General features: G+C 34.6%; 18 protein-coding genes. 7 read left to right on the forward strand and 11 right to left on the reverse strand.

All coding sequences use genetic code 11. The features are described from left to right. The first annotated feature begins 554 nt into the window (after positions 1–554). The 3 genes from FFWV33_RS09935 to FFWV33_RS09945 all read left to right on the forward strand — a co-directional run bounded on the left by FFWV33_RS09935 (position 555) and on the right by FFWV33_RS09945 (position 4,267). The gene (locus tag FFWV33_RS09935) at positions 555–1,706 is read left to right on the forward strand and encodes a hypothetical protein (RefSeq protein ID WP_108740765.1); all 1,152 of its coding nucleotides are present in this window, start codon (positions 555–557) and stop codon (positions 1,704–1,706) included. A gap of 70 nt (positions 1,707–1,776) precedes the next feature. After that, positions 1,777–3,408 carry a BCCT family transporter gene (locus FFWV33_RS09940; RefSeq protein WP_108740766.1) on the forward strand — a complete coding sequence of 544 codons (1,632 nt, stop codon included), beginning with the start codon at positions 1,777–1,779 and terminating at the stop codon, positions 3,406–3,408. A 1-nt stretch (position 3,409) separates the two neighbouring features. After that, a complete protein-coding gene (locus FFWV33_RS09945; RefSeq protein WP_108740767.1) occupies positions 3,410–4,267 on the forward strand; it encodes a universal stress protein in 858 nt (285 codons plus the stop codon). Positions 4,268–4,414: 147 nt separating this feature from the next. On the opposite strand, the gene FFWV33_RS09950 is transcribed toward FFWV33_RS09945, so the two are convergent. From FFWV33_RS09950 to FFWV33_RS09980, 6 genes are all read right to left on the reverse strand, one after another. Beyond that, on the reverse strand, positions 4,415–6,205 hold the full coding sequence (locus FFWV33_RS09950; protein WP_108740768.1) for an acyl-CoA dehydrogenase family protein: 1,791 nt from the start codon (positions 6,203–6,205) through the stop codon (positions 4,415–4,417). A gap of 264 nt (positions 6,206–6,469) precedes the next feature. Further along, complete coding sequence (locus tag FFWV33_RS09960; protein ID WP_108740770.1) at positions 6,470–7,651, reverse strand: acetyl-CoA C-acyltransferase; 1,182 nt, start codon at positions 7,649–7,651, stop codon at positions 6,470–6,472. 111 nt (positions 7,652–7,762) lie between these two features. After that, positions 7,763–10,153, reverse strand: a complete 2,391-nt coding sequence (locus FFWV33_RS09965) for a 3-hydroxyacyl-CoA dehydrogenase/enoyl-CoA hydratase family protein (protein ID WP_108740771.1) — start codon at positions 10,151–10,153, stop codon at positions 7,763–7,765. Next, entirely contained in the window at positions 10,137–10,604 is a 468-nt protein-coding gene (locus FFWV33_RS09970; protein WP_108740772.1) for a MarR family winged helix-turn-helix transcriptional regulator, read from the reverse strand. Before FFWV33_RS09970 ends, FFWV33_RS09965 begins: the two co-directional genes overlap by 17 nt. Before the next feature lie 377 nt (positions 10,605–10,981). Beyond that, positions 10,982–12,760 (reverse strand): AMP-dependent synthetase/ligase, encoded by a 1,779-nt coding sequence (locus FFWV33_RS09975; RefSeq protein WP_108740773.1) that lies wholly within the window; start codon positions 12,758–12,760, stop codon positions 10,982–10,984. Between the two features lie 82 nt (positions 12,761–12,842). Continuing rightward, positions 12,843–13,274 (reverse strand): hypothetical protein, encoded by a 432-nt coding sequence (locus tag FFWV33_RS09980; RefSeq protein WP_108740774.1) that lies wholly within the window; start codon positions 13,272–13,274, stop codon positions 12,843–12,845. Between the two features lie 212 nt (positions 13,275–13,486). Between FFWV33_RS09980 and FFWV33_RS09985 the strand changes: the two genes are divergently transcribed. Further along, on the forward strand, positions 13,487–14,329 hold the full coding sequence (locus tag FFWV33_RS09985; protein WP_108740775.1) for an alpha/beta hydrolase family protein: 843 nt from the start codon (positions 13,487–13,489) through the stop codon (positions 14,327–14,329). Here FFWV33_RS09985 and FFWV33_RS09990 read toward each other — a convergent pair. Then, a complete protein-coding gene (locus FFWV33_RS09990) occupies positions 14,324–15,082 on the reverse strand; it encodes a COG4705 family protein (protein WP_211316291.1) in 759 nt (252 codons plus the stop codon). The genes FFWV33_RS09985 and FFWV33_RS09990 overlap by 6 nt on opposite strands. A gap of 244 nt (positions 15,083–15,326) precedes the next feature. Between FFWV33_RS09990 and FFWV33_RS09995 the strand changes: the two genes are divergently transcribed. Continuing rightward, the gene (locus FFWV33_RS09995; protein WP_108740776.1) at positions 15,327–16,163 is read left to right on the forward strand and encodes an alpha/beta hydrolase; all 837 of its coding nucleotides are present in this window, start codon (positions 15,327–15,329) and stop codon (positions 16,161–16,163) included. 96 nt (positions 16,164–16,259) lie between these two features. Continuing rightward, on the forward strand, positions 16,260–16,859 hold the full coding sequence (locus FFWV33_RS10000; protein WP_245891721.1) for an NUMOD4 domain-containing protein: 600 nt from the start codon (positions 16,260–16,262) through the stop codon (positions 16,857–16,859). A gap of 120 nt (positions 16,860–16,979) precedes the next feature. On the opposite strand, the gene FFWV33_RS10005 is transcribed toward FFWV33_RS10000, so the two are convergent. Further along, positions 16,980–17,999, reverse strand: a complete 1,020-nt coding sequence (locus tag FFWV33_RS10005) for an adenosine deaminase (RefSeq protein WP_108740777.1) — start codon at positions 17,997–17,999, stop codon at positions 16,980–16,982. 72 nt (positions 18,000–18,071) lie between these two features. Further along, a complete protein-coding gene (locus tag FFWV33_RS10010; protein WP_159086004.1) occupies positions 18,072–20,573 on the reverse strand; it encodes a toxin-antitoxin system YwqK family antitoxin in 2,502 nt (833 codons plus the stop codon). 358 nt (positions 20,574–20,931) lie between these two features. Here FFWV33_RS10010 and FFWV33_RS10015 point away from each other — a divergent pair, with 358 nt between their 5' ends. Then, a complete protein-coding gene (locus tag FFWV33_RS10015) occupies positions 20,932–23,391 on the forward strand; it encodes an ATP-binding protein (protein ID WP_108740779.1) in 2,460 nt (819 codons plus the stop codon). A 55-nt stretch (positions 23,392–23,446) separates the two neighbouring features. On the opposite strand, the gene FFWV33_RS10020 is transcribed toward FFWV33_RS10015, so the two are convergent. Then, positions 23,447–23,896, reverse strand: coding sequence for a hypothetical protein (locus FFWV33_RS10020; protein ID WP_108740780.1), 450 nt, complete (start codon positions 23,894–23,896; stop codon positions 23,447–23,449). Between the two features lie 390 nt (positions 23,897–24,286). After that, entirely contained in the window at positions 24,287–25,060 is a 774-nt protein-coding gene (locus tag FFWV33_RS10025) for a DUF3667 domain-containing protein (protein WP_108740781.1), read from the reverse strand. Between the last annotated feature and the right edge of the window lie 110 nt (positions 25,061–25,170).

Here is a 25,170-nt window from a genome sequence, read left to right on the forward strand (position 1 = left end):
CTTTAGTTTGTATTAGTAATGGTTTTCGAAATAGAAGCAGGGATTCATTTTGGTTTTCTGATCAAAAAAGTGAATTTCTAGTCTTTTTTAACGCAATTATGATGTCGAAGAGACAAAATATTGCGTTTTTTCAACTCATTTAGGGCAAATTTTTTAATTCTAAATCTTTTATCTTTTTATCATTTAATAAAATAATTGCGAATAAAGTAATAGAAAGTTTTTGTCATTATGATATCCTAGAATATAGTCCTTAAAATCACCTTTTAGGCAATAAAACCTTCTGCTTTGTCTAAATTTGCAATCCAATATTTTGCTTCTTTAAGACTGTTTTTTTTCAAACAGGTTGATATTGATTATAAATCATTTACTCATTTAAGTTTTTTGAATGCCTTTCTCTAGCTTTTTGCTATAGGATGAACATTGCTATTTTACAATACTTAGCTATAAAAAAGGCAGGATAACAAGATAATCAAACCTATTGCTGGATTACCTGAATCACTTTTTTTGTTTTTAGGTATCCTTATTTATTCAAAAGTTTAATTTAAAAAAGATTGATGTTAAAAAAAATTACTCGATTACAATGCACAAAAAAGAAGTGCTTAATGCTCCTATTTTTACTTATGGTACTTCCATTAACCGCTCAGGATAAGCCAGAACTAAGCATTGGTGGTGCTTTGCGTTTTAACTATAATTTATCTTCATGGAAGGATGGTCAGAAAAAGCGAGGGGGAGATTTTGGATATGATGTGTTTAGAATAAATGCCAAAGGGGCATACAAAGGAATACTTATGAATGCCGAGTACAGACTGTATTCTGAAGGTTTTGGTGGTGGAATGCTAAAGCAGGGATGGCTAGGATACAATATAAATGAACAAGATCAAATACAAGTTGGTTTGACTCAGGTTCCTTTTGGTATTCAGCAGTACAACTCTCATAACTGGTTTTTCAACTTAGCCTATTATGTTGGTTTAGAAGATGACCATGATATGGGAATAAAATACATGCACAGTAGTGAGAAATTTGAATATCAACTGGCCTTTTTTAAAAATGCAGAGGAATTAAGATTTGGAAACAATTCAGAAAATTCGACGAGTCGATATTCTTATGATGTCACGGGGCGAAATAAAGAAGTGAATCAATTTAACGGAAAATTCATCTACAAATTTGGCGAAAAGTCAGCAAGTAGAGTGGGTGTTTCAGTAGAATATGGTGGGCTTTACAATCTAGACACGGAAGAAGTTGGAAATCATGCTGCTTTTGCTGCTCACTATGAACTAACCAAAGGAAAATGGAATGCAAAAGCACAATTTATTGCTGCAACAAATAATCCTGAAAATGCTATTGGTGAATCCGACGATGTAGTAACGATGTCTGCTTATGGAGCACCTTATGAAGTTGCTGCCGATTTTAATATGTACACCTTGGGGATTTCTAGGAATGTTCCCGTAGAATATGGGCCGATAACCAACTTACAATTTTATAATGATTTTGGTTTTATGCAGAAAAAAACAGCTGGATTTACCGATTCGTATATGAATGTTACGGGAGTTTTAATCTCTGCAGGAAATGTGTATACCTATGTTGATTATGCCGCTGGGTACAATCATTCCTGGCTTGGTGGAAATTTTGTAGATGATTTTGCAAAAGGGAATCCCGATGCCAAATGGGAAGCTAGGTTTAACATTAATATTGGTTACTATTTTTAGACTTTGAATAATAAGTAGAAGGATTTAGAAGAATAAGGAATTTAAATTATAATAATAAATAAAAGGATTTATGGCTAAGAAAATTATAAGAAGTGATGAGAGGAAATCCATTTTTGGGTTGGAGGTTAATGGCCCGGTGTTTTTTACATCAGCGATTACCATCATTTTAATTATCACACTAACGCTGATGTTTAAAGATGGGGCAGAAAAATTTTTTACAGCAACCCAAGAATTTGTAGCCAATAAGGCGGGTTGGTTTTTTATATTAAGCGTGAATATTTTTCTAATATTCATGATTTATTTGGCGTTTAGTAAATTTGGACACTTACGAATCGGAGGTCAAAATGCAAAACCTGAATTCAAGACTCTATCTTGGTTTGCTATGCTTTTTAGTGCGGGAATGGGAATCGGATTGTTATTTTGGAGTATATCAGAACCTATTTTTCATTTTCTGAGTCCACCAATGGCAGAAGGCGGAACCGCCGAAGCAGCCAAGGAAGCTATGAAATTTACCTTCTTGCATTGGGGTTTTCATGCTTGGGCTGTTTATGCTTTGGTAGGTTTGTCTTTAGCTTATTTCACGTATTCTAGAGGCTTACCGTTAACCATTAGATCCATTTTTTATCCTTATTTAGGAGATAGGATTTATGGGAGGATCGGTGATGCAATCGATATTTTTGCAGTATTAGCTACATTATTTGGTCTTGCAACCTCATTAGGTATGGGCGTACAACAAATTGCAGCAGGTTTACACCATCTTTTTGGAATCGATAGCGGCGTGCAAACTCAAATTGTCTTAATTGTTGGTGTTACATTAATTGCTACCGTTTCGGTTGTTTTGGGAGTAGACAAAGGGGTGCGAGTTTTAAGTGAATGGAACATGAGAATAGCCGTTTTATTTCTGTTGATTGTTTTGATTCTAGGACCAACTATCTTTATTTTTAAATCTTTTGTACAAAATACTGGGAATTATTTATCTGGTTTTCTTGAAATAGCAACTTGGACAGAAAGTTATACGGGTTCAAGTTGGCAAAATGCTTGGACCATTTTTTACTGGGGATGGTGGATCGCATGGTCTCCTTTTGTAGGGATGTTTATTGCTCGTATTTCTAAAGGTCGTACCGTACGTGAGTTTATATTAGGTGTTTTATTAGTACCCTCTCTTGTTACTTTTTTCTGGATAACAGCTTTTGGAAGTACCGCATTACATCAAGCACTACTTGGAGATGATACTATCGTAAAAGCAGTAAATGATAATGTGGCTACTGCTTTGTTTGTGTTTTTAGAAGATTATCCTTTTTCTTTTTATCTAAATATTATTGCTATAATATTAATTGCAGGTTTCTTTATTACCTCCTCAGATTCTGGGTCATTGGTAGTTGATAATTTAACTTCCGGAGGTAAAATAGATGCTCCTGTAGGCCAAAGAATTTTTTGGGCCCTTTCTGAAGGTGGTGTTGCTGCCGTACTATTATTAGGAGGAGGGTTGCAGGCACTTCAAACGGCCACGATAGTCACGGGCCTGCCTTTTGCTATTATTTTAATCGTGATGTGCTTTTCACTTTATAAAGGTTTAAGCGAAGACCTTAGAAAATTAGAAAAACGACATTCTCAAAAAGAGCTTGAAAATTACGAAGAAATAGTTTCAGAGATCGTTAAAAAACAACATACAAGTCAATTAAATAAAAATAAACAATCATAAAATGGCTGAAATAAAAAACATATTGGTCGCCTTAGACCTTTCAAATATTGACATTACTTTAATTGAGTATGCATCCTTTATAGCAGAAACTTTAAAGGTGAATAAAGTTTACTTTGTACATAATATCAAGAAATATGAAATATCAGAATTGTTTGAAGAGCAATTAAAAGGTATCAATCTAGATGAAATAATAGGAGATGAATTAAATGAAAAAGTAGAAGAGACATTTACCTCTTCAACAGACTGGGAGGTACTTATCTCAGAAGATCCCTATTCGGAATCACTTATAGATTATATTGTCAATAAGTATGAAATTCAACTTGCTATAGTAGGTAATAAAAATAAAATTAAAGGAACTGGGGTTGTTAGCGGAAAGCTACTTCATATGCTTAAGTGTAATATTCTATCCATTCCTATGAATTCAAAACCTGTTATTAATACTATTTGGGCGGGTACAGATTTTTCAAGCGCTTCTAATAAAGTCTTTGAAGTAGCCGAAAATTTACAGAAAACTACGAAAGCTACCGTAAAGTCGGTTCACGTTTACAATGTTCCATTACAATTTTCAATTTATATTCCAAAGGAACATCTTGATTCAAAAATTGAGAATCATTTAAAGGAAAAACATGAGAAATTCATTAAAAAGATAGGATACAAAGGAGAATTGACTACAGAGATAATTCCAGGTAGAGATACTGGGATTGCTGAAAAATTGCGTAGAAAAGCGGAATCTGCAAAGGTTGATCTTATTATTGTTGGTGACAAGGGGAGGAATACTTTCTCATCATTATTGGTTGGTAGCGTCACAGATGAACTCTTTAATCAAGATTTGAACATCCCTTTGTGGATTGTAAAATAAAATTGGTTTAGAGGCCAAATATTTTTTAAGTTCTCTTGATAGATGAACTTTAGAGTTTACAATTTCACTTTATTTTGGTAAGTATAAAAACGAAAAAACCGCAATCAACTTAATGATTGCGGTTTTTTGATTCAGAACCTTTCTTGTTTAGAAACAATATTGATTTTCGTCAATAAGTTTACTAGCAATTGTATTTCTCAATGCCACAATATTTGGCATGTTTGTGTATTTTGTAAAACGTTTCAATCCCATTAACATCATACGTTGTTCGTCTCCTTCTGCAAAAGAAATAATACTTTCTTTTCCTTTTTGAGTAATGATGTCTACTGCTTTGTACAAGTACAATTGCGCCATAGCGATTTGTTGTTCAACTTTATCTGCACCTTCTTTTTTAGCCAATTTCTCAGTTCTCAAAATAGTACTTTCAGCCATGTACACTTCGATTAAAATATCTGAAGCAGCCATTAACAATTGTTGATGAGAATCTAAATCTGGTCCGTATTTTTGAACAGCGCTACCAGCAACCATTAAGAATACTTTTTTCAATTTGGCAACCATTTCTTTCTCTTCTGCAAACAATTCAGAATAGTCAGGTGTATCGAAAGATGGAATACCCAATAATTCTTCACCAACTTTTGAAGCAGGTCCTAAAAGATCAACATGACCTTTCATTGCTTTTTTGATTAACATACCTACAGATAGCATACGGTTGATCTCGTTTGTCCCCTCATATATACGAGCAATACGAGCATCACGCCAAGCAGATTCCATTGGAGTATCTTCAGAGAATCCCATTCCACCAAAGATTTGAATTCCTTCATCAGCACAATTCTGAACATCTTCAGAAACAGCTACTTTCAAAATAGAACATTCGATAGCATATTCTTCAACACCTTTTAATTCAGCATCTTGATGAGATGCACCTTCAGCTTCACGAGCTGCAATACGGTCTTCAATATCTTTTGACGCTCTATAAGTAGCACTCTCTCCTGCGTAGCAAGAAGTTGCCATTTCGGCTAATTTATAACGAATAGCACCAAATTTAGCAATTGGAGTATTAAATTGTACTCTTTCATTAGCATATTCTACTGAACTAGTAATTACTCTACGTTGTGCGTCCAAACAAGCTGCAGCCAATTTGATACGTCCTACGTTCAAGGCATTCATTGCGATTTTAAAACCATTTCCTCTTTCAGACAACATGTTTTCTACCGGTACAACAGTATCAGTAAAGAAAACTTGACGAGTAGATGAAGAACGAATTCCTAATTTGTGCTCTTCCTCGTTCATTGTGATTCCATTTGCAGGATCATTTTCTACAATAAAACCAGTAATATTTTTATCATCTCCAATACGAGCAAAAACGATGAACACACTACAGAAACCTGCATTTGAAATCCACATTTTTTGTCCTGTAATCTTGTATGTTTTTCCGTCCTCAGACAAAACTGCTTTTGTTTTTCCAGAATTTGCATCCGATCCAGCTCCTGGCTCTGTCAAGCAATACGCTCCAAACCATTCTCCAGAAGCCAACTTAGGTACGTATTTTTGTTTTTGCTCTTCGCTACCATAAAGCGTGATTGGCATGGTACCAATACCTGTATGTGCTCCAAAGGCTGTAGAAAAAGACCCAGTTGCACCAGAAATATAATCGCAAACTAATACTGTGTTTACAAATCCCATTCCCATTCCGCCATAAGCTTCTGGTACAGCGATACTCAAGAAACCTAAGTCTCCAGCTTTTTTCATACACGCTTCTGTGTATGCATAATCTTTTTGCTCAAAACGGGCTTTGTGTGCCCATAATTCTTTATCAACAAATTCTTTGACACTATCACGCATCATGATTTGTTCTTCATTAAAATCTTCTGGTGTGAATATTGATTCGCACTTGGTCTCTTTTACAAGGAATTGTCCTCCTCTAGTTACGTCGCTCATTATGTATGTTTTTTTTAAAAGAATATAGAATAGAGATTTTAGAAAAAAGACCTATTTAAGGTTATTTTGAAATGACATGGTCATTCTTTGGAAATCTTCTATTTTAAGTTCTAAATGGTTGAAAGTTATTATGTTAATATATTTTCTATGCTTTGCAATGATCAGTTGCATATTTAATTCGAATGAAGAACCAAAAGTCTTATCTAGTCTATTTTCTCTTCTCTTTTTTATTCTTGTTCCCTGCCGAGGCGGGGTTAGGGGGCTTTACATTAATTCATAAACCCCTGCTGATCCTTGTCCTGTACCAACACACATAGTAACGATTCCGTATTTGTTACCACGGCGTTTCATTTCGTCAAATAATTGAACTGAAAGTTTAGCACCTGTACATCCTAATGGGTGACCCATTGCGATCGCTCCACCATTTACATTGATGATGTCAGGATTTAAATCCAATTCTCTAATTACTGCTAATGATTGAGAAGCAAAAGCTTCGTTCAATTCGAATAATTCAATATCGTTTAGAGTCAAACCTGCTTGTTTCAATACTTTCGGAATTGCTTTTACCGGTCCGATACCCATAATTCTAGGTTCAACACCTGCTGATGCAAAGTTTACTAATCGTGCAATTGGCTCTAGGTTTAATTCTTTTACCATTTCTTCACTCATAACCAATACAAAAGCAGCACCATCACTCATTTGTGATGAATTCCCAGCAGTTACACTTCCACCAGCTTCAAAAACGGGTCTTAGTCCTGCCAATGCTTCTTTTGAAGTTCCGGCTCTAGGTCCTTCATCTTTGTTTACAACATACGATTTGGTTTCCTTTTTACCATTTTCATTCAAAAACGTTTGCTCTACAGTAATAGGAACAATTTGTCTGTCAAATTTACCTTCAGCTTGTGCTTTCAAAGCTTTCATGTGCGAGTTAAAAGCAAACTCATCTTGATCTTCTCTCGAAACGTTAAACTGTTGTGCAACGGCTTCAGCTGTTAAACCCATTCCCCAGTAGTAGTCTTCGTTTCCTGCTTTTGCAACAGCATAATCCGGAGTTGGTTTGTACCCACCCATCGGAATAAAGCTCATACTTTCAGCTCCACCTGCAATAATACAGTGTGCCATTCCTGATTGAATTTTGGCGGTTGCCATACCAATCGTTTCTAATCCTGATGCGCAGTAACGGTTTACGGTTACACCAGGAACATCCTCAACTTTCAATCCCATTAAAGAGATCAAACGTGCAACGTTCAATCCTTGTTCTGCTTCAGGCATGGCGTTTCCTACCATAACATCGTCAATACGGGTTTTATCAAATTGCGGTAACTCATCCATCATGTACTGAATGGTTTCTGCTGCTAGTTCATCTGGTCTTTTAAATCTGAACACACCTTTTGGGGCTTTCCCCACGGCAGTTCTGTATGCTTTTACTATATAGGCTGTTTTCATATTAGCCCCCTAACCCCACCGCAGCGGGGGAATTCCTATTAGGGGTAAATAGGGTTTTAGAATTATATTATTTTATCATCTCTCTTATTCCCTTTCGGGGTTAAGGGGATACTAGTTACGCAACGGTTTTCCGGTTTTCAACATGTGCTGAATACGTTCCAACGTCTTTCTTTCAGTACATAGCGATAAAAATGCTTCTCTTTCAATGTCCAAAAGATATTGTTCGCTTACCAATGTTGGTTCAGATAAATCACCACCAGCCATAACATAAGCTAGTTTGTTGGCAATTTTTTTATCGTGCTCAGAGATATATTTACCCGCTTCCATTTGGTCTGTTCCTACTAAGAACATTCCTAAAGCTTGCTTTCCTAACACTTTAACATCTGTTCTGCGTATTGGTTGTGTGTATCCAGCTTCGGCCATTAGTAAAGCATGTTTCTTAGCTTCAGCAATTTGACGGTCTTTGTTCACTACAATAATATCTTTTCCTTTTTGTAATAGACCAGTATCAAACGCTTCATAACCAGAAGTAGATACTTTTGCCATTGCAATAGTCAAGAAATATTCTTGCAACACATTCAACTCAACATCATTTTTGTGGAATAAGTCCGATGCACGTAACGCCATTTCTTTCGACCCACCTCCACCAGGAAGTACACCTACACCAAATTCAACCAATCCCATATAGGTTTCGGCTGCGGCAACTACTTTATCAGCATGCAAACTCATCTCGCAACCACCACCAAATGTCATTCCGTGAGGTGCTGTGATAACTGGGATACCTGAGTAACGTACACGCATCATCGTATCTTGGAACATTTTGATAGCCATATTAAGCTCATCATATTCTTGCTCAACGGCCATCATAAAGATCATTCCGATATTTGCTCCAACAGAGAAGTTAGCTGCTTGATTACCGATTACCAAACCTTGGTATTCTTTTTCGGCAAGATCAATTCCTTTATTGATAGCTTGTAAAACATCACCACCAATAGTATTCATTTTTGATTGGAACTCTAAGTTCAAAATACCATCACCCAAATCTTGAATGATTGCACCACTATTACTCCAAACTTTTTTGCTTTCGCGAATGTTGTTCAGGATAATAAACGAATCTTGTCCTGGTACTTTTTCTTGTGATTTTCTTGGAAGATCGTAGAAATAAGTTGCTCCTTCTTTAATAGAATAAAAACTAGTATGCCCTGAAGCAATCATATCTGTTACCCAATGTGCAGGCTCTAGACCTTCTGCTTTCATCATGGCAACTCCTTTTTCTACTCCAATAGCATCCCAAATCTCAAATGGACCATTTTCCCAACCGAAACCTGCCTTCATAGCATCGTCGATTTTGAAAAGTTCGTTTGAAATTTCAGGGACACGATTAGAAACATAGGCAAAAAGGGCTGAAAAACTTTTGCGGTAAAATTCTCCCGCTTTGTCTTTCCCTTTTACAAGAACTTTAAAACGGTTGATAGGTTTGTCAATAGTTTTTGTTAATTCAAGCGTTGCAAAAGAAGCTTTTTTTGCTGCTCTATATTCTAAGGTGTTGAGGTCTAAAGTTAGAATCTCTCTTCCTTCTTTTTTATAAAATCCTTGTCCAGTTTTACTACCCAACCATTTGTTTTCCATCATGGTATTGATGAAATCTGGCAATTGGAATAAGGCGTGTTGCTCATCTTCTGGGCAATTCCCGTAAATTCCGTTGGCAACATGCACCAAAGTGTCTAATCCAACAACATCAACAGTTCTAAAAGTAGCCGATTTTGGACGACCAATTACAGGACCAGTAAGTTTGTCGATTTCTTCCACAGTAAGATCCATTTCTTTTACCAAATGAAACAAACTTTGAATTCCGAAGATTCCAATTCTGTTTCCAATAAAAGCTGGAGTATCTTTGGCTACCACAGAAGTTTTTCCTAGAAATTTTTCACCATATACAGTCAAGAAGTCTAAAACTTCAGGAGATGTAAGTGGTCCAGGAATAATTTCGAATAACTTTAAGTAACGTGCAGGGTTAAAAAAGTGCGTTCCACAGAAATGTTTCTGAAAATCCTCTGAACGTCCTTCACTCATAAAGTGAATCGGAATTCCGGAGGTATTAGACGTTACTAATGTTCCTGGTTTTCTGTATTTTTCGACTTGTTCGAAAACCACTTTCTTAATGTCCAATCGTTCTACAACCACTTCAATAATCCAGTCAACATTGGCAATTTTGGCCATGTCATCGGTAGTATTTCCGGTTGTAATTCGGTTAGCAAATTTCTGACTGTAAATAGGAGAGGGCTTTGATTTTAGCGCATTTGCAAGATGGTCATTGACCACGCGATTGCGCACAATAGGCGACTCTAATGTAAGTCCTTTTTTTGTTTCACTTTCAGTAAGTTCTCTAGGTAGGATATCAAGAAGTAATACTTCGACTCCTATGTTGGCAAAATGACAAGCAATGCCAGAACCCATTATACCTGATCCTATTACTGCAACTTTTTTAATTGTGCGTTTCATTTTCAGCTTTTTCGGTTTGATTAAAAATAGATTTATTTTGAATTAATTCATTTATTATTTCTGCGACTTCCATAAAGTTTTGAAGTTTATCTTCGGGTATGTTCTTTTTTATGGCTGCATTAAATTGCATTACGTTTTCTCTAGACACGGCTCTTTTATCTTTGCCTTCGTTGGTGAGGTAAATTAATACGCCTCTACCATCGTCTGGATTTTTTTTTCGTTCAATCAGTCCTTTGTCTTCCATAGACTTCAGGGTACGTGTTAAACTAGTTGCTTCCATTCCCATTTTTGGTCCTAATGACGTTGATGGTGTTCCTTTTTCTTTGTCCATACTCAAGAGTGCAAATCCTGTTGACATAGTGGCTCCATATTTCGCAGCCTCTTCGTTGTACATCCTCGAAACGGCTTGCCAAGTGGCCCTCAATATGTAATCTATAGTTTTGTCTTTCATAAGCAGTAGTAACTCTTTCAAATATAAGAAAAAAATACTATGCACGCATAATAAAATTAAGTTATTTTTTTATTAAATATAATAAAAGGCTGAAGATGAATAACTTTCTCTGTAGATTGAAAGTGTGAAAACAGTGTTAATAGTAGAGTAGCAGCTGAATTTGATTTACTAAGGTAATGAAAATGGATTTAATTTCCAATCTAAAATTAAAGGATTGATTACTCTTTAAAATGATAATAGTCGAATTTTGAAGTAATACATATATAGGAGTATAATAAAAAAGCTGAAAGTCATTTTGTGGAAAATGGCTCTCAGCTTTTTTATTGATATAATAAGGTAGGTGTTAATTTAACACATCTATTTGGATAGCGAATAGTTTATGAATTATAAATCTTATCAAATAATGATTTGTAAATTCCCATAATGATTTTACGTCTTAGTTTTAAAGTAGGAGTAAGGTGTCCGCTATCAGCTGTCCAAACATCACTTGTCAATTCAAAACGTTTAATTTGTTCCCAATTTCCAAATTTGGTATTGATTTCGTTTATTTCTTCTTGAATACGAGCAATAACTTCTTTGTTGTTTACTAATGAATCATTTGATGGGCCTAAATCAATTTTATGCAACACACCCCATTCTCTAACAAATTCAAAGTTGGGCTGAATGAAAGCAGCGGGCATTTTTTGTCCGTCACCAATAACCATCACTTGTTCAATAAAACGTGATTGTTTCATGGCATTTTCAATAAGTTGTGGTGCAATATACTTTCCGCCAGATGTTTTGAACATTTCTTTTTTACGATCAGTAATTTTAAGAAAACCTTCGCTGTCTATCTCTCCAATGTCTCCGGTATGAAAATAATCATCAATGATTACTTCTGCTGTTTTTGCATCATCTTTAAAATAGCCCATCATTACATTTGGACCTTTGCAAAGAATTTCGCCATCGGCAGCAATTTTTACAGTTAGATTGTCAATAGGTTTCCCTACTGTTCCTACTTTGAAACCATTGTTACGCATGTCATTAACCGAAATCACAGGGGATGTTTCAGATAATCCGTATCCTTCCATTACCGGAATTTGCGCTGCGGCAAAAACGCGAGATAATCTTGGTTGCAAGGGTGCACTACCAGAAACCATTAGCTCAATTTTACCTCCTAAACCTTCTCTCCATTTACTGAAAATTAGTTTTTGAGCAATTTTGAGTTGCATTTCATACCACCATCCATTGGCGCCATAAGGTTCGTAACGCAACCCTAGATCATTTGCCCAGAAAAATAACTTACGTTTGATTCCTGTTAAGTCATTTCCTTTTGAGTAAATTTTATCGTAGACTTTCTCTACTAGTCTAGGAACAACTGTGATTACAGTGGGTTGCACCTCTTTGATGTTGTCGCTAATTTTTTCGATAGATTCACCAAAATAAATGGCAACACCATAATATTGGTATAGATAAAGTATCATTCGTTCAAAAATATGACAAATAGGCAAGAAGCTAAGTGCTCGACTTACTCCTTCTTGAAATGGGATTCTCGGAGCACTGTTTAATACGTTTGAAACTATATTTTGGTGTGATAACATTACACCTTTTGGTCTTCCGGTTGTACCAGATGTATAGATAATTGTAGCGAGGTCAAGTGTTGTAACATTGTCTTTGCGCGCTTCTACTTCATTTTGGTTCGAAATATCTTCTCCTAAAACTAAGAGTTCTTTCCAGTTTTTACAATTGGTAACTGAATCAAATGAATATACTTCCTTCAATAAAGGTACATTTTTTTTGATTCGGCTTATTTTTTCGAATAATACTGCATCAGAGATGAAGCAATATTTAGCTTCACAATGGTTTAAAATATATTCATAATCCTCTTCAGTAATAGTAGGATATATAGGTACATTTTGAGCTCCTGTTTGCAAAATCCCGATATCAACTATATTCCACTCCGTTCTGTTGGTAGTAGAGATAACAGCAATTTTGTCGTTTTTTTCGATTCCTAGTCGCAATAAACCACGAGAAATAGCATTGGCTTTTGCAATGTAATCTTGAGTTGAAGTCTTTACCCAAACGCCATTCTCTTTGTTTACGAGTGCATCAGGAATGGTTTTGTATTTTTGTTCTTGGTAATAAGGAAGATCAAATAATCTTGTTATGGTTGTCATAGGTTAGTTATAATGTACTGCAAAATAGAAAAAAAATGTGATTCTTAAAAAAGAATGTTATATTTTTTCGAATAGCTCGTGGTTAAATTTTTTCGATGTAATCTTTACTTCTTTCTCCTGCAATAAAAATTTTCTTCTTGTTGGGGTGTATAGAAAGTTGCACTGTTGTCCAGTTTTCTTCTGGATCTGACGTTTTTTTGTACCAAAAAGAATACTTGGAACTGTCGAACCCTTTTTCGAATAAAGGATATCCTTTTTCATTGGACTCAATACCCCAACTTATATTATTTTTTGATAGATCTTGAAACTGATAAATACCTGTGCCATTTGCATTCAACAAAACTATTGGCTCGGTAGTGCCATCATATAGGTATGTTCCTGTAATGTCATGTCCAATTGTTGTTGTGAGATATACATCTTTATTATCTACTTTTATTAAAGTGGCACTATTTTGAGAAAAGGCGGTAGTGATAAATGCAAATAATAGTATAATGACAAAGTGGTATTTTTTCATTGTTGCTATTGTAAGTTAAACAAATCTAATTAAAAAAAGTCGTAATAATTATAATTGAACTCCTTTCTTTTATTGGTGATTAGTTAAATTTTTCTGAATTATTTGGGTTGTCTTGCTAATGAAATAGAAAAAAATAGCAGTATAAAAACCATTTCGATAAAAAAAAGGGTTAATTTTAATTTTCGAAAAACAATTAAATATTTTGTATAACTATGGGTGTAAATAAAAAACACATATTGCAAGGTGCACAAAATCAGGAATTTGCTTTGGATATTAGCTATTCTGAGCAAGGAAACCCGAAAGGGACTATAATTTTTTGTCACGGATTTAAAGGATTTAAAGACTGGGGATGTTGGCAAATGATAGCAGATTATTTTGTAAATAATGGGTTTGCATTTGTTAAATTTAATTTTTCTCATAACGGAATGGGTCTCGAAGATGCCTCTGATTTTACTGCGCTTGAAAAGTTTTCGATCAATACCTTAGGTAAAGAAATGGAGGATATAGCCAGTGTCGAGCATTTTTTGTTGAACGAGCTTCGATTGGAAATACCCGTTATAAACACACAAAATATTTTTTTAATAGGACACAGTAAGGGCGGAGTTGCTGCTTTGTTGTATTGCAGTCACAAACAAACGACCATTAAAAAGGTAGTGACATGGGCCAGCCCGTTTGATTTTCATCGCAGTTGGAATGCCAAATTTGTGGCACAATGGCGAGCAGCCGGAGTTCAATACATCAAGAATGCGAGAACAAATCAAATGATGCCGCTCAAGATCGAAATTTTAGAGGATTTAGAGTCAAATAAAGCGTATTACGATTTGAGTCTTGCTAGTAAGAAAATGACAATTCCTTACCTCATTTTGCAAGGCACAAACGATGCTGCAGTGAAAATGGAGGAATTCAATTTACTCAAAAAACACTTTACAAAAGCCAAACATCAAATTATTGACGGTGCAAATCACGTCTTTGGTGGTTCGCATCCTTATGTAGGTGATGCGCTACCTGAGCATACGCAGGAATTGGTCGATTATACAAAAAATTTTTTGTTATGAGTATTTTTCAAGGGTAGATTGTGCATTGTTCTGGTGGCTAGCACGGTAAATAAGAAGCGCCATAATGACTATCGAGACTATCGAAGCCTGCAGTGTACCAAGGTCCAGACCACCTTTGGTAATAGGTTTTGTTAGGAAATCTCCAAAGGTTGCACCAAATGGTCTAGTAAATACAAATGCAATCCAAAACAATAGAATGTGATTAATTTTTGTGTAGTAATGCAGTGCAACTACCAACAGAATAATGCTGCCTGTAACCATAGCTCCGGTTAGATAGCTTATTCCCAACACATCACTTAGATAATCTCCAAAGGCGGTACCTAAACTGTTCGAAAACAAAATAGCAGTCCAATAATAAAGTTCTTTTGGTAGCTCTTTGATTGGGAATACCTCAAGGGTTTTATATTTTTTAAACCATAATAGAAGGGTCAAGAGTAAACAACTTATTAGAATTAGGCTGCCATACGTGTAACCTAAATTCAAAGTGCGATCCATGAAATCTGAAATTTCTGTCCCGAGCGTTGTGGTTCCAATAATCACCAACCAATATATAGCGGGTACGTATTTTTTTATCGAAAGTTGTAATCCTAATATACCAATAAAGAAAACTAAGGTAATTAAGATTCCAATGGCGTAGCCTAGATCTAGAGTCATAGAAATAAAGTCACCCAAGGTTTCGCCCAAGGTGGTTGCTACTATTTTCATGCTCCAAAAAAGGAGTGAAACTGCTGCTACTTTATTGATTTTATTCATTTTTCGGATGTCTAGTTCTTGCTGTGATTCCTAATTACATTGCTTTATAAATCAAAGCTAATCAATTTTATAGATCAAATTTGGGATGAGGATTAGTTTGGATTTTATTTAACTTTTGTACAAGTTGCAATTTGTGTTACAAAGCATTCTCGGCTACTTGGGCAGTTGTTAAATTGATGTTAGAGTCCGTTTTTGACTGTTTAGGTATGGTTGTTATTGTGGTATATTTGTTAAAAAAGACAGTATGCGTTACCTTATATATTTGGTTTTAATCATTATGACATTTTCCACAATAGCTTGTAGTTCAAAAAAAATAAAAGACGAGCCCTACCTTACAACAACTATAAACGCTGATGAAAATGCACCTAAGTTGAATGTCTTTGTCCCTAGGAACAGCAAGGAAGACGCTCCCATATTGATTTTTGTTCATGGAGGATATTGGAACAGTGGACGAAAAGGTACTTATGACCTCATGGGACGCAATTTTGCCAGCAAAGGTATCGTTACTATAATTCCGGATTACACCCTAAGTCCAATGGCTAATTATGATGAAATGACAAAACAAGTTGCAGCAGTAATTAATTGGACAAAAGCGAATGCGAAAAATTACAAGGGTAATCCAAAACAAATTTTTGTAACGGGTCATTCTGCAGGGGGACATCTCGCAGCACTGGCAGTAATGAATCCAAAATATGGAATTGCAAAGAATACGATTTCGGGCATAATTCTTAATGATGCTGCAGGCTTGGATATGCACGATTATTTGCAAAAATATCCGCCTACTACAGATCACGATTACTTAGCAACATGGACCAATGACCCTAAAAATTGGAAAGATGCTTCGCCAATCTATTTTATTGATAAAGATACACCGCCAATAATGATGTATGTTGGTAAAAAAACCTATCCATCAATAACAGAAAGTAATGCTGCCTTTTTGAAGGTGTTACACAAAGTACAACCCAATGTCCAACCGATATTTCTAGATAAGGAGCACGTGCCAATGGTGACACAATACTTTAAACCGTGGAGTGATCGTTATGACGAGGTAATCGATTTTATAACGTTGAATAAAAAATAATTTTTGGCATTGACTTTGAAATTTTCTACTTTTAACGTATCTTCATAAAAACGGTTTTTAACTGTTCTATTAATAAATATTTATACTATTTTTTGTATGAAATTAGAAAAAATGCATGCTATTAGAGTTTATCCAAATGAAGAATTCAAAGAAATTGTGATGGAGGATAAATTACGATTGCGCTACGCAGTATCCAACAAAGGCCGATTGATAAGCTTTGTAGACGATATAAAATTTGGTAGAGAATTAAAAGGCGGAATAACCGATGGTTACAAAATGTTTCGCTACAAACTATATTCTGCTGACCAAATTAAAAATAAGCACCTATTTGTTTGCAAATTGGTAGCTGAATTGTTTGTGTCAAAAACAAGTGAAGATCAAACTTATGTGCTACACTTGGATCGCGTTCGTGACAATGATGATCATCGAAATCTCAAGTGGGCAACGAGAGAAGAAATGATTGAACACAGCCGAAACAGTCCATTTGTGAAACAAGCCAAGTTAAAACTGATAGAGCACAATTTAAAGTCGAATGGTCGAAAATTGACGATTACAAAAGTAATGCACATCAAAAAGATACTTGCCAATCCTGTGCAAAAAACGCGTATGAAGATGATTGCCAAACAATTTGGTGTAAGTGAAATGCAGATTTGCAGAATAAAATCAGGAGAAAATTGGGGTCACATTAAAATATAAAGTCGATTATAAAATGTATTTTTTTTCTCGATAACAAATAGGATTATAATTAAAAAACGCCAACCTATCTTTCATACGAAAGGTAGGTTGGCGTTTTTAATTTAAATTATTACAGCATTACTATAATGACTCGAAATAGTTTTCTACGGTTGCAATATGAGCTTGTTTTTCTGTTTCAGTTAACCAGCTTGCTTTGAATCCATTGATTGCTAATTGTTTCAATTGGTCATTATTTAAATGCAGTGCCTTTGCGGTCTCAAAATAATTTTCGTTCATATACCCACCAAAATAAGCGGGGTCGTCTGAATTGATTGTTGCCAAGATACCTTTATCCAACATCGTTACTAGGTTGTGATCTTCTAATTTTTGAACCACTTTTAGTTCCAAATTACTCAAAGGGCAAAGTGTTAAGGCTATTTGTTGATCAATAATGCGTTGCGTCAATTTTTCATCGTCCAAACAACGATTTCCGTGGTCAATACGGTCAATTTTCAATAAATCTAGGGCTTCCCAAATGTATTCTGCAGGTCCTTCTTCTCCGGCATGTGCGACCAATTTGAATCCTTCTTTAGCTGAAGCTTCAAAAACATTTACAAATTTGCTAGGAGGATTTCCAAGCTCAGAAGAGTCTAGACCAACACCATCAATCCATTCTTTGAACGGCAAGGCAGATGTTAAGGTTTGAAAAGCAGATTCCTCGCTCAAATGGCGTAAGTAGGACATAATTAACTTATAGGAGATGTTCAATTCCTTTTTAGCTTTCTCCAAAGCATTGTAAATTCCTTTGATCACTACATCAAATGCAACTCCTCTGTCTGTGTGGGTTTGCGGGTCAAAAAACACCTCTACGTGCACTACATTTTGGCTGTGTACTTTGGTCAAATAAGCCCAAGTTAAATCAAAAAAGTCTTGCTCGTGCAGCAATACTTGTGCACCCATGTAGTAAATATCCAAAAACTCTTGAAGGTTATTGAATTTATAGGCTTTTTTTAAGGATTCAACAGAATCGTAGTCGAGAGCAATGTTGTTTCTTTTGGCGATTTCAAACATCAATTCGGGTTCAAAACTCCCTTCGATATGCAAATGTAATTCTGTTTTAGGTATGCCTTGTATGACTGATAATAAGTTTGATGCTTCCATAAGATGTATTGTGTATTTTTAAATTGGTAATGGTGCAAATTTAATTATAATTTGAAAACGATTCTCATAAAACTAACGATTGTATTCTTCTTGAAGTTTTTTGTTCAATAATTTATAAAGATTTTCTACTTCTATTTCTAATTTTTCAAAGGGTACATTATTTAGCGTTGTGTACAATCGACCACCATAAAATAAATCTAGATTATATTTGTTTGCTGATGTTGGTCGTACTTGGATGCCTGATGAAGGTTGTGACTTCTCATTTGTTTGTATTGTTGCAAGCACTCTCTTATCTTGTAGTTCATCATCATGACGTACAAATCTATAAAATTGATATTCGGTCATAAATTCTTGTGCAATAGCTTCCTTAAAGCCTATTAGCGTATTATCTTCATAAATCATAGCATAGAAAATATTGGTTAGGATCTCAAAATTTTCTTCACTATCAGCAATATTAGCTTTCTCAGTTTGATCGACAGTAAAATCTGCGGTAACAACCTTATTGTTTTTTAAAATATAAGCTCTTCCTCCATTTCTGGGTAATTCATCACCTATAGTACTGTTGTTTGAAGTTTTGGAAAAAAGTGTCTGACCTTTACCAATCAAACGCATTGTCAAAATTTTGTTTTTCTCTTCAATAATTAGCTCTCCTTTTGATTGATAGTCAGTTATTTCAATGCTCTCTTTTAAGAAATTAAAACTTATTCTGTTGAAATAATGCATCGCAAACACATCAAAATCAATAGATTGCAAAACACCGTTTTTCCATTTTTTCGAAATATAAGATTTGCTTTCTTTTTTATATTCCATTCCATCGAATACTTTTCCATCTTTGAAGGTAGATTTCAAATCATATTCTGGAAAAGAGTATTTCTCCATGTTTTTTAAATAGTCATTCGAATATTGGTGTTTTAGAATTCCATTTTCATAATACTCGATTGTTTTAATCTCATTACCATCTTCTCTGAAAAACCCATCAAAGGGTAATCCATTTTTGTATGTACCTGTGTAAATTTGTTGAGGTACATCGAGTAAAATAAACTGTTCTGAATAACTCACGCTTTGTATTTGATTATCCTTATACGATCGAACAATTTTTTTATTAGGCATACCATTACGCTCGTAACTAGTTTCTTCAATTATAAAACCGTTTTCATAAGTTACCATCATTTCATCATCATGATATGTACCATCAAAAAATTTCCCGTTTTTACATATAATTCTTGAAACCACCTCTCCATCCTTATAATATACGCTTTCACCGTTTCGTAGACCGTTTATTAAAGTGTGCGTTTCTATTGGTTTTAAAAAATTATAATTGAAAATAATTTGTTTCCCCGTCTTAATAAAATTATTTATTTGTACAATTTCATTCCTGTCTTTCTCTGGGTCTTCAATAAGAAACGAACCTTGATAGGGTTTACCCTCCTTAATGGTTCCTTTTGTAATAATACTATCTTTATCTGTCTTGGTCGTTACTTCGCCAACTTGTGCACCATTGCTGTAGGTGGCGTGGATAAAAATTTGCGATGAAAATTTTTCTACAAAATTGCCTTGATAAGGCTTACCATTTTTCCAAACTTGCTTATTTTCTATGTTTCCTGCTGTGTTGTACACTAGTGCCTCTCCATCTTGTTTCCCTTTCTTATAATTGACTATACTACTCATTTTTCCGTTAGGATAAAAGGATACTATTTTCCCTTGAATAGCCCTTTCTACGTAGGGCGTTATAGATTTTACACCTACAACAAAATTATTTTGAGTGTAATACTCATACGTATTTCCGTTTTTAATTTTGTAGCCATAGTCAATATCTTGCTGTAGAATACTTTGTAGACTATTTCCAGATTTATCATAATTTTTTTGACCAATCAATTTAGGATTATCATAGTCATTGATTAGTTTAAAAGCTTTGGATTGCGCTAATTGCTGCCCTCCCGACCAAAATAATTTTTCATAAATGTTAGCTTGAGGCTGTACTGCTGTTTTTGATGGTAAACTCTCATCATAAACCATAACAGCTGTCGTCTGCTCTCCATCTGCTTTCTCCTGTAGTAACGATTTTCCATAATAGTGTTCTATTCTATATAAATTATTAAAGTTACCACTGACTGGCTTTTTGTAATGAAATTTTCCTGACATTAGAACAGAACCATCTTTTTTGTAAATGGTCGTTGCACCCTCTTTTACTTCATTTTTATAGTTCACCTTCTTCCATAATTTTCCGTCAGGATAGTAGTAGGTAAGCTCTGGAACCTGAGAAATATTATAATACTGAGATGAATTTGAATCCATTCCATTTTCATCATACCAATAAATATCTCCAACCTTCTGTTCTTGTTCTTTTTTGAGAAAATATCCCTGCATTTGTAGATTTCCGTTTTTGTAATAATCCCTAACGAAAACTAAATCTCCAATTTCTTTCAATGGCATGGGTCTGTAATAGGTGTAGTTTTCTTTGGTACAAACCTTCCAATCACTATCATAATAAATCGCCGTTTTTTCTTGAGAATAGCATGCAGTTATTAAAAAAAAGAATAGGCAGCAAATGCTGTTTTTTAGTTGAAATTTCATAATGTTTTTTAATTGAAGAGGAAGAGATACTGTCAAATGTACTGTTTTATTACTTTTTAATACATTACGAATCATATCATTGTACTTATATAAAAATATTCCCCTACAGGTTTTAGCTGTAAATTTATAGTGTTTTTTCTTATAATCCGAATCATTTTTGTTTTATAAACAAAGATTTTTGTAAGTATAAGTTAGTTCCTGATTTTAGAGCAGATGATATTTGTAGAACTTATATTTTATACTCGATTACTTTTTTTAACATATTGTTGTAGGCGAGTGTTATTTACTAACTTATATAGCTGATTATTAGCTTAGGAATCGCTATATTCGTAATTGCCACGCTATTGAAAATTTCATTATGAAAAACGTTATCAAATATTTTTCCGCTCTAAGTTTGTACTTTTGTGTTTTGGGATTTTCTGTAGTGGTAAATGCTCAAAAAAAGCAGGTTACAGAACCAGATATTATAAAAGTTGGTATCTACAACAATCCGCCAAAGATCTTCATGAACGAAAAGGGCCAGCCTGACGGATTTTTTGTTGATATTTTGAGAGAAATAGGAAAAACCGAAAACTTAAAATACGAATACCAATTTGATACTTGGGATCATTTATACAAAAAACTGCAAACGGGTCAGATTGATGTTTTGCCAGATGTCGCGTACTCAAGCAAAAGAGACTCCCTTTTTACCCTTAGTAAGTTACCCGTAATATCCTCTTGGTCTGAACTATTCTCTCGAAAAGACGTGCATTTGAATTCTATTATGGATGTTCGGAACTTAAAGGTAGGAGTACTCAAAGGTGCTATTGAGGCCCAGTATATGAGTGAGTTTGTCACTAAAGAATTTGAAATTACATTTACATTAAAAACATATGATACGTTTGCTCAAACAGTAAAAGCATTAAAAAACAAAGAAATTGATGTGCTAGCTGCCGATCGTTTTTTTGCTTTTTCAAATTTACGTGACAAAAATATTGAACCAACGGGTGTGATTATTCGTCCCATTGGACTACATTTTGGGTTTGTAAAAAACAAAAATAAAGCGCTGGTTGATTTGTTTGACAAAAACATTACTGATTTAAAAAATGACAAAAACTCTGTTTACTATACGTCATTGTTTCATTGGCTTGAAAAACAAAAATCGAATGCACTACCTGAATATATAAAATGGTTCATCTTAGGTACCATTGCTGCCCTAGTTTTTGCGCTATTAATTGTTTTTTTATTGCGAAAAAGAGTCAAAGAAAAAAGTGATCAACTATCAGCGGCTAATATAATAGTAGGAGAAAGCGAAGATCAACTAAAAACGATTGCAGGTAATTTGGTTAATGGTATGATTTATCAAATTGTAACAATCGACGATAACGTGCGTAAGTTTAACTACGTAAGTGACGGTGTTTTCAATTTATACGGATGCTCTGCAGAGGAAGTGATGAACGATCCAGGCTTAATTTACAGGAAAATACATCCTGACGATATACCTATAATGCGGGCTGCAGAACTCAAAGCGATCCATACTATGACCAATTATGTGGTTGAAGTTCGCGTGATAAATCCCGATGGTAGTGTAAGGTGGTCATATTCCGTTGCTAAGCCTAGATATATCAATGGCTTACTATGTTGGGATGGGATAGAATATGACATAAGCGAGAGAAAGCAACTTGAAATAGATTTGAAAATTGCCAAAGATAAAGCAGAGGAGTCAGATCGCCTAAAGTCGGCTTTTTTGGCCAATATGAGCCACGAAATCCGTACGCCTATGAACGGAATTTTAGGTTTTGCTGAATTACTGAAAGAACCAACCTTGAAAGAGAAAAAGCAACAAAAGTACGTTGCAATTATTGAGAAAAGCGGTGTTCGAATGCTAAATATTATCAACGATATCATCAATATTTCAAAAATAGAATCGGGGCAAATGGAAGTGTACTTACAAGATTCAAATGTAAATGAGCAACTGGAATACCTACTCACATTTTTCACCCCAGAAGCGGAGAAAAAAGATATTGCCTTGCTCTGTAAAAAAGGTTTGCCTTATGACGATGCTTACATCACTACCGATCGAGAAAAACTCTTCGCTGTCCTTACCAATCTTATCAAAAACGCCATTAATCACACCAAATCTGGTACGATTGAATTTGGGTACAAACAGAAGGAAATGATGCTTGAGTTTTTTGTAAAAGATACTGGTGTGGGTGTGCCTCAAAATAGACAAGAAGCAATTTTTGAACGTTTTATTCAAGCAGATATCGCAAATAAAATGGCCTACCAAGGTGCCGGTTTAGGATTGTCAATCTCTAAAGCCTATGTTGAAATGCTTGGAGGTTCACTTTGGTTATTCTCTGAAGAAGGTAGAGGTAGTACCTTCTTTTTTACTTTGCCTTATGATAAAAAAGAGAGTAAAGAAGCCATGATAACACTTGACTTCGAGCCTCCAATCGCTATCGCTGCAGCTCCATCATTGAAAATATTAATAGCTGAGGATGATACTATTTCTCGAATGTTAATCATGCGAGTAGTAAAAGATTTTAGTCGCGAAATTATCATTGCCAAAACAGGTCTAGAAGCCGTTGAAGCTTGCCAAAAGTATGATGATATCGATTTAATTTTAATGGATGCTCAAATGCCTGAGATGGATGGCTACGAGGCGATGACTGAAATTAGAAAATTTAATACAACCGTAAAAATCATTGCACAGTCTGCCTATGCATTACCTGGAGACAAAGAAAAAGCTATTGAAGCCGGCGCTAATGAATATGTGACAAAACCAATCAAAATCAGAGTACTGAAAGAGATTATTGCGCAATTTTTTAGTAATTAGGCAGTTTTAAAGTTTAAAGCAGATACTATTGTCTTTTTAAGAAACGGTTATTGATTTATCCATCAATCATCATGTCTTTGGGTGTCATACCATCAAAATCTATAGTAACAAAATGGCGCATAGGTTTAGAATCATATGTAACAGACCATTCAGTTTTTTGATTCGAAATATAGCCAATTGAGATTCCGTCCAGTTCAAATTCGGTGTCAAAATTTGCTAGGCCGCTTTCTTCAATAGTATCTTCCAATTCAATTTGTAAAAAAGGAAGGATGATTTCGTCTTTGATGTTTTTGTAATCGGATGTTAGTTTTTTAAAAAAGTCTTTTTGCAGTTGACTAGGTCCTTTATCTTTAGCATCAATTGTAATTCCAATCAAGAATCCTTGAAAAAGAATGTCCCCAGAGTAAAAATTCTTAGTATTATCCTTGAATACATTATAGGTAAGTAGTCCAAATACTTCGTCCTGAAATTTTGGTTGTTTTTTGAAGAAGTCAAATAATCCCATTAGTTTTCAAATTGATTAGTAAAATCAAATATAGGTAATTTTAGTGATTATAGCGATCGCGTGAGGGATGGGAGCGGCATCCTTTTTGGGCAGGCTTTTTTGCCTGACCAAAAAGATATAGCGGACAGCCCGACAGCATTCCTGAAAAAGAGCCAATAAGCGCAAACTGCTTGGCTCTTTTTTGGGGATGGTGGCACGCCCAAATTTTAAATATGACATCAAAAAAAAAGCGGTAAACCTAAATTTACCGCTTTTGTATTCTTAAATCTTGAAATTATTTATTTTCAATCCATTTTCTTGCATTAACAAACGCTTCATGCCAAGGTGAAACCTTGTAGACTAGGCCTAAAGAAAAATTAACAATATTCAAGATGCTCTAAGAAATAACGATTATAAATTGACATTTAATATGAGGTCAGTTTGATTCGTTACCAGATACATAATAGAAGTTATTATAATGATAATCTCAATGATAGTTAACGAATAAAACATGAGAATCCTCCATGAGAATCCCATGATAGAATACTCTTTTTTTGTAGCATTAAAGTAAGTCCAAGCTGGAAATAAAAAGATCAAGAATAGGCAAATAGATTTAAGAATCTGTGCAAAGTCTTTTATTCCTTGAAATATGGATAAGAGTGAAAACAAGTTTACGAATAGACATAAAACTAGAATTCCCAGTAAATTAATTCCTCCAATTATAAAATGTTCAGCTATATTGAGTTTCAATCTTCTGAAAATAAGAATTGCATTTATAGCAATTAACGGAACGAACCCTAGTAAAACTACTTTTACATTAGCCGATAAAAAATTCATGAACTTTAAACCATTGCCTATATTTTCCTTTACTGTTGAGTGGTTAATTTCATGATAATAATGCACCGTAAGAATATTTAATCCGATCAGCATTAAAATGAGATAAAAAACATTATAGTATTTGACTCTTTTACCATTAATGTAATCCAATGCTGCTTGTCCAGGTCTTGTGAAAGTTTCCTTTATTGTTAAGAGAATACCTTTTTCCAAATGCCATACACCGTGTATAATGTCGTGAAACAAAAAGTGTTTTAAAGTAATAGGGTGTGTGTCATTTTTTTGTCCGCAATTTTCACAATAATTCCCAGATACCTTTTGTTCACAGTTTAAACATTGCTTGTTATTCATACGGTAATTTGTTAAGTGTTCTATTCAGTCGTTAAAAGACAGAGTCTACTGTTTTCAATTGATAAAGCTTTCAATTATACTATTTGAAAGCTCTATCAAAGTTGAAATTT

Source organism: Flavobacterium faecale, assembly GCF_003076455.1.
Taxonomy (GTDB): domain Bacteria; phylum Bacteroidota; class Bacteroidia; order Flavobacteriales; family Flavobacteriaceae; genus Flavobacterium; species Flavobacterium faecale.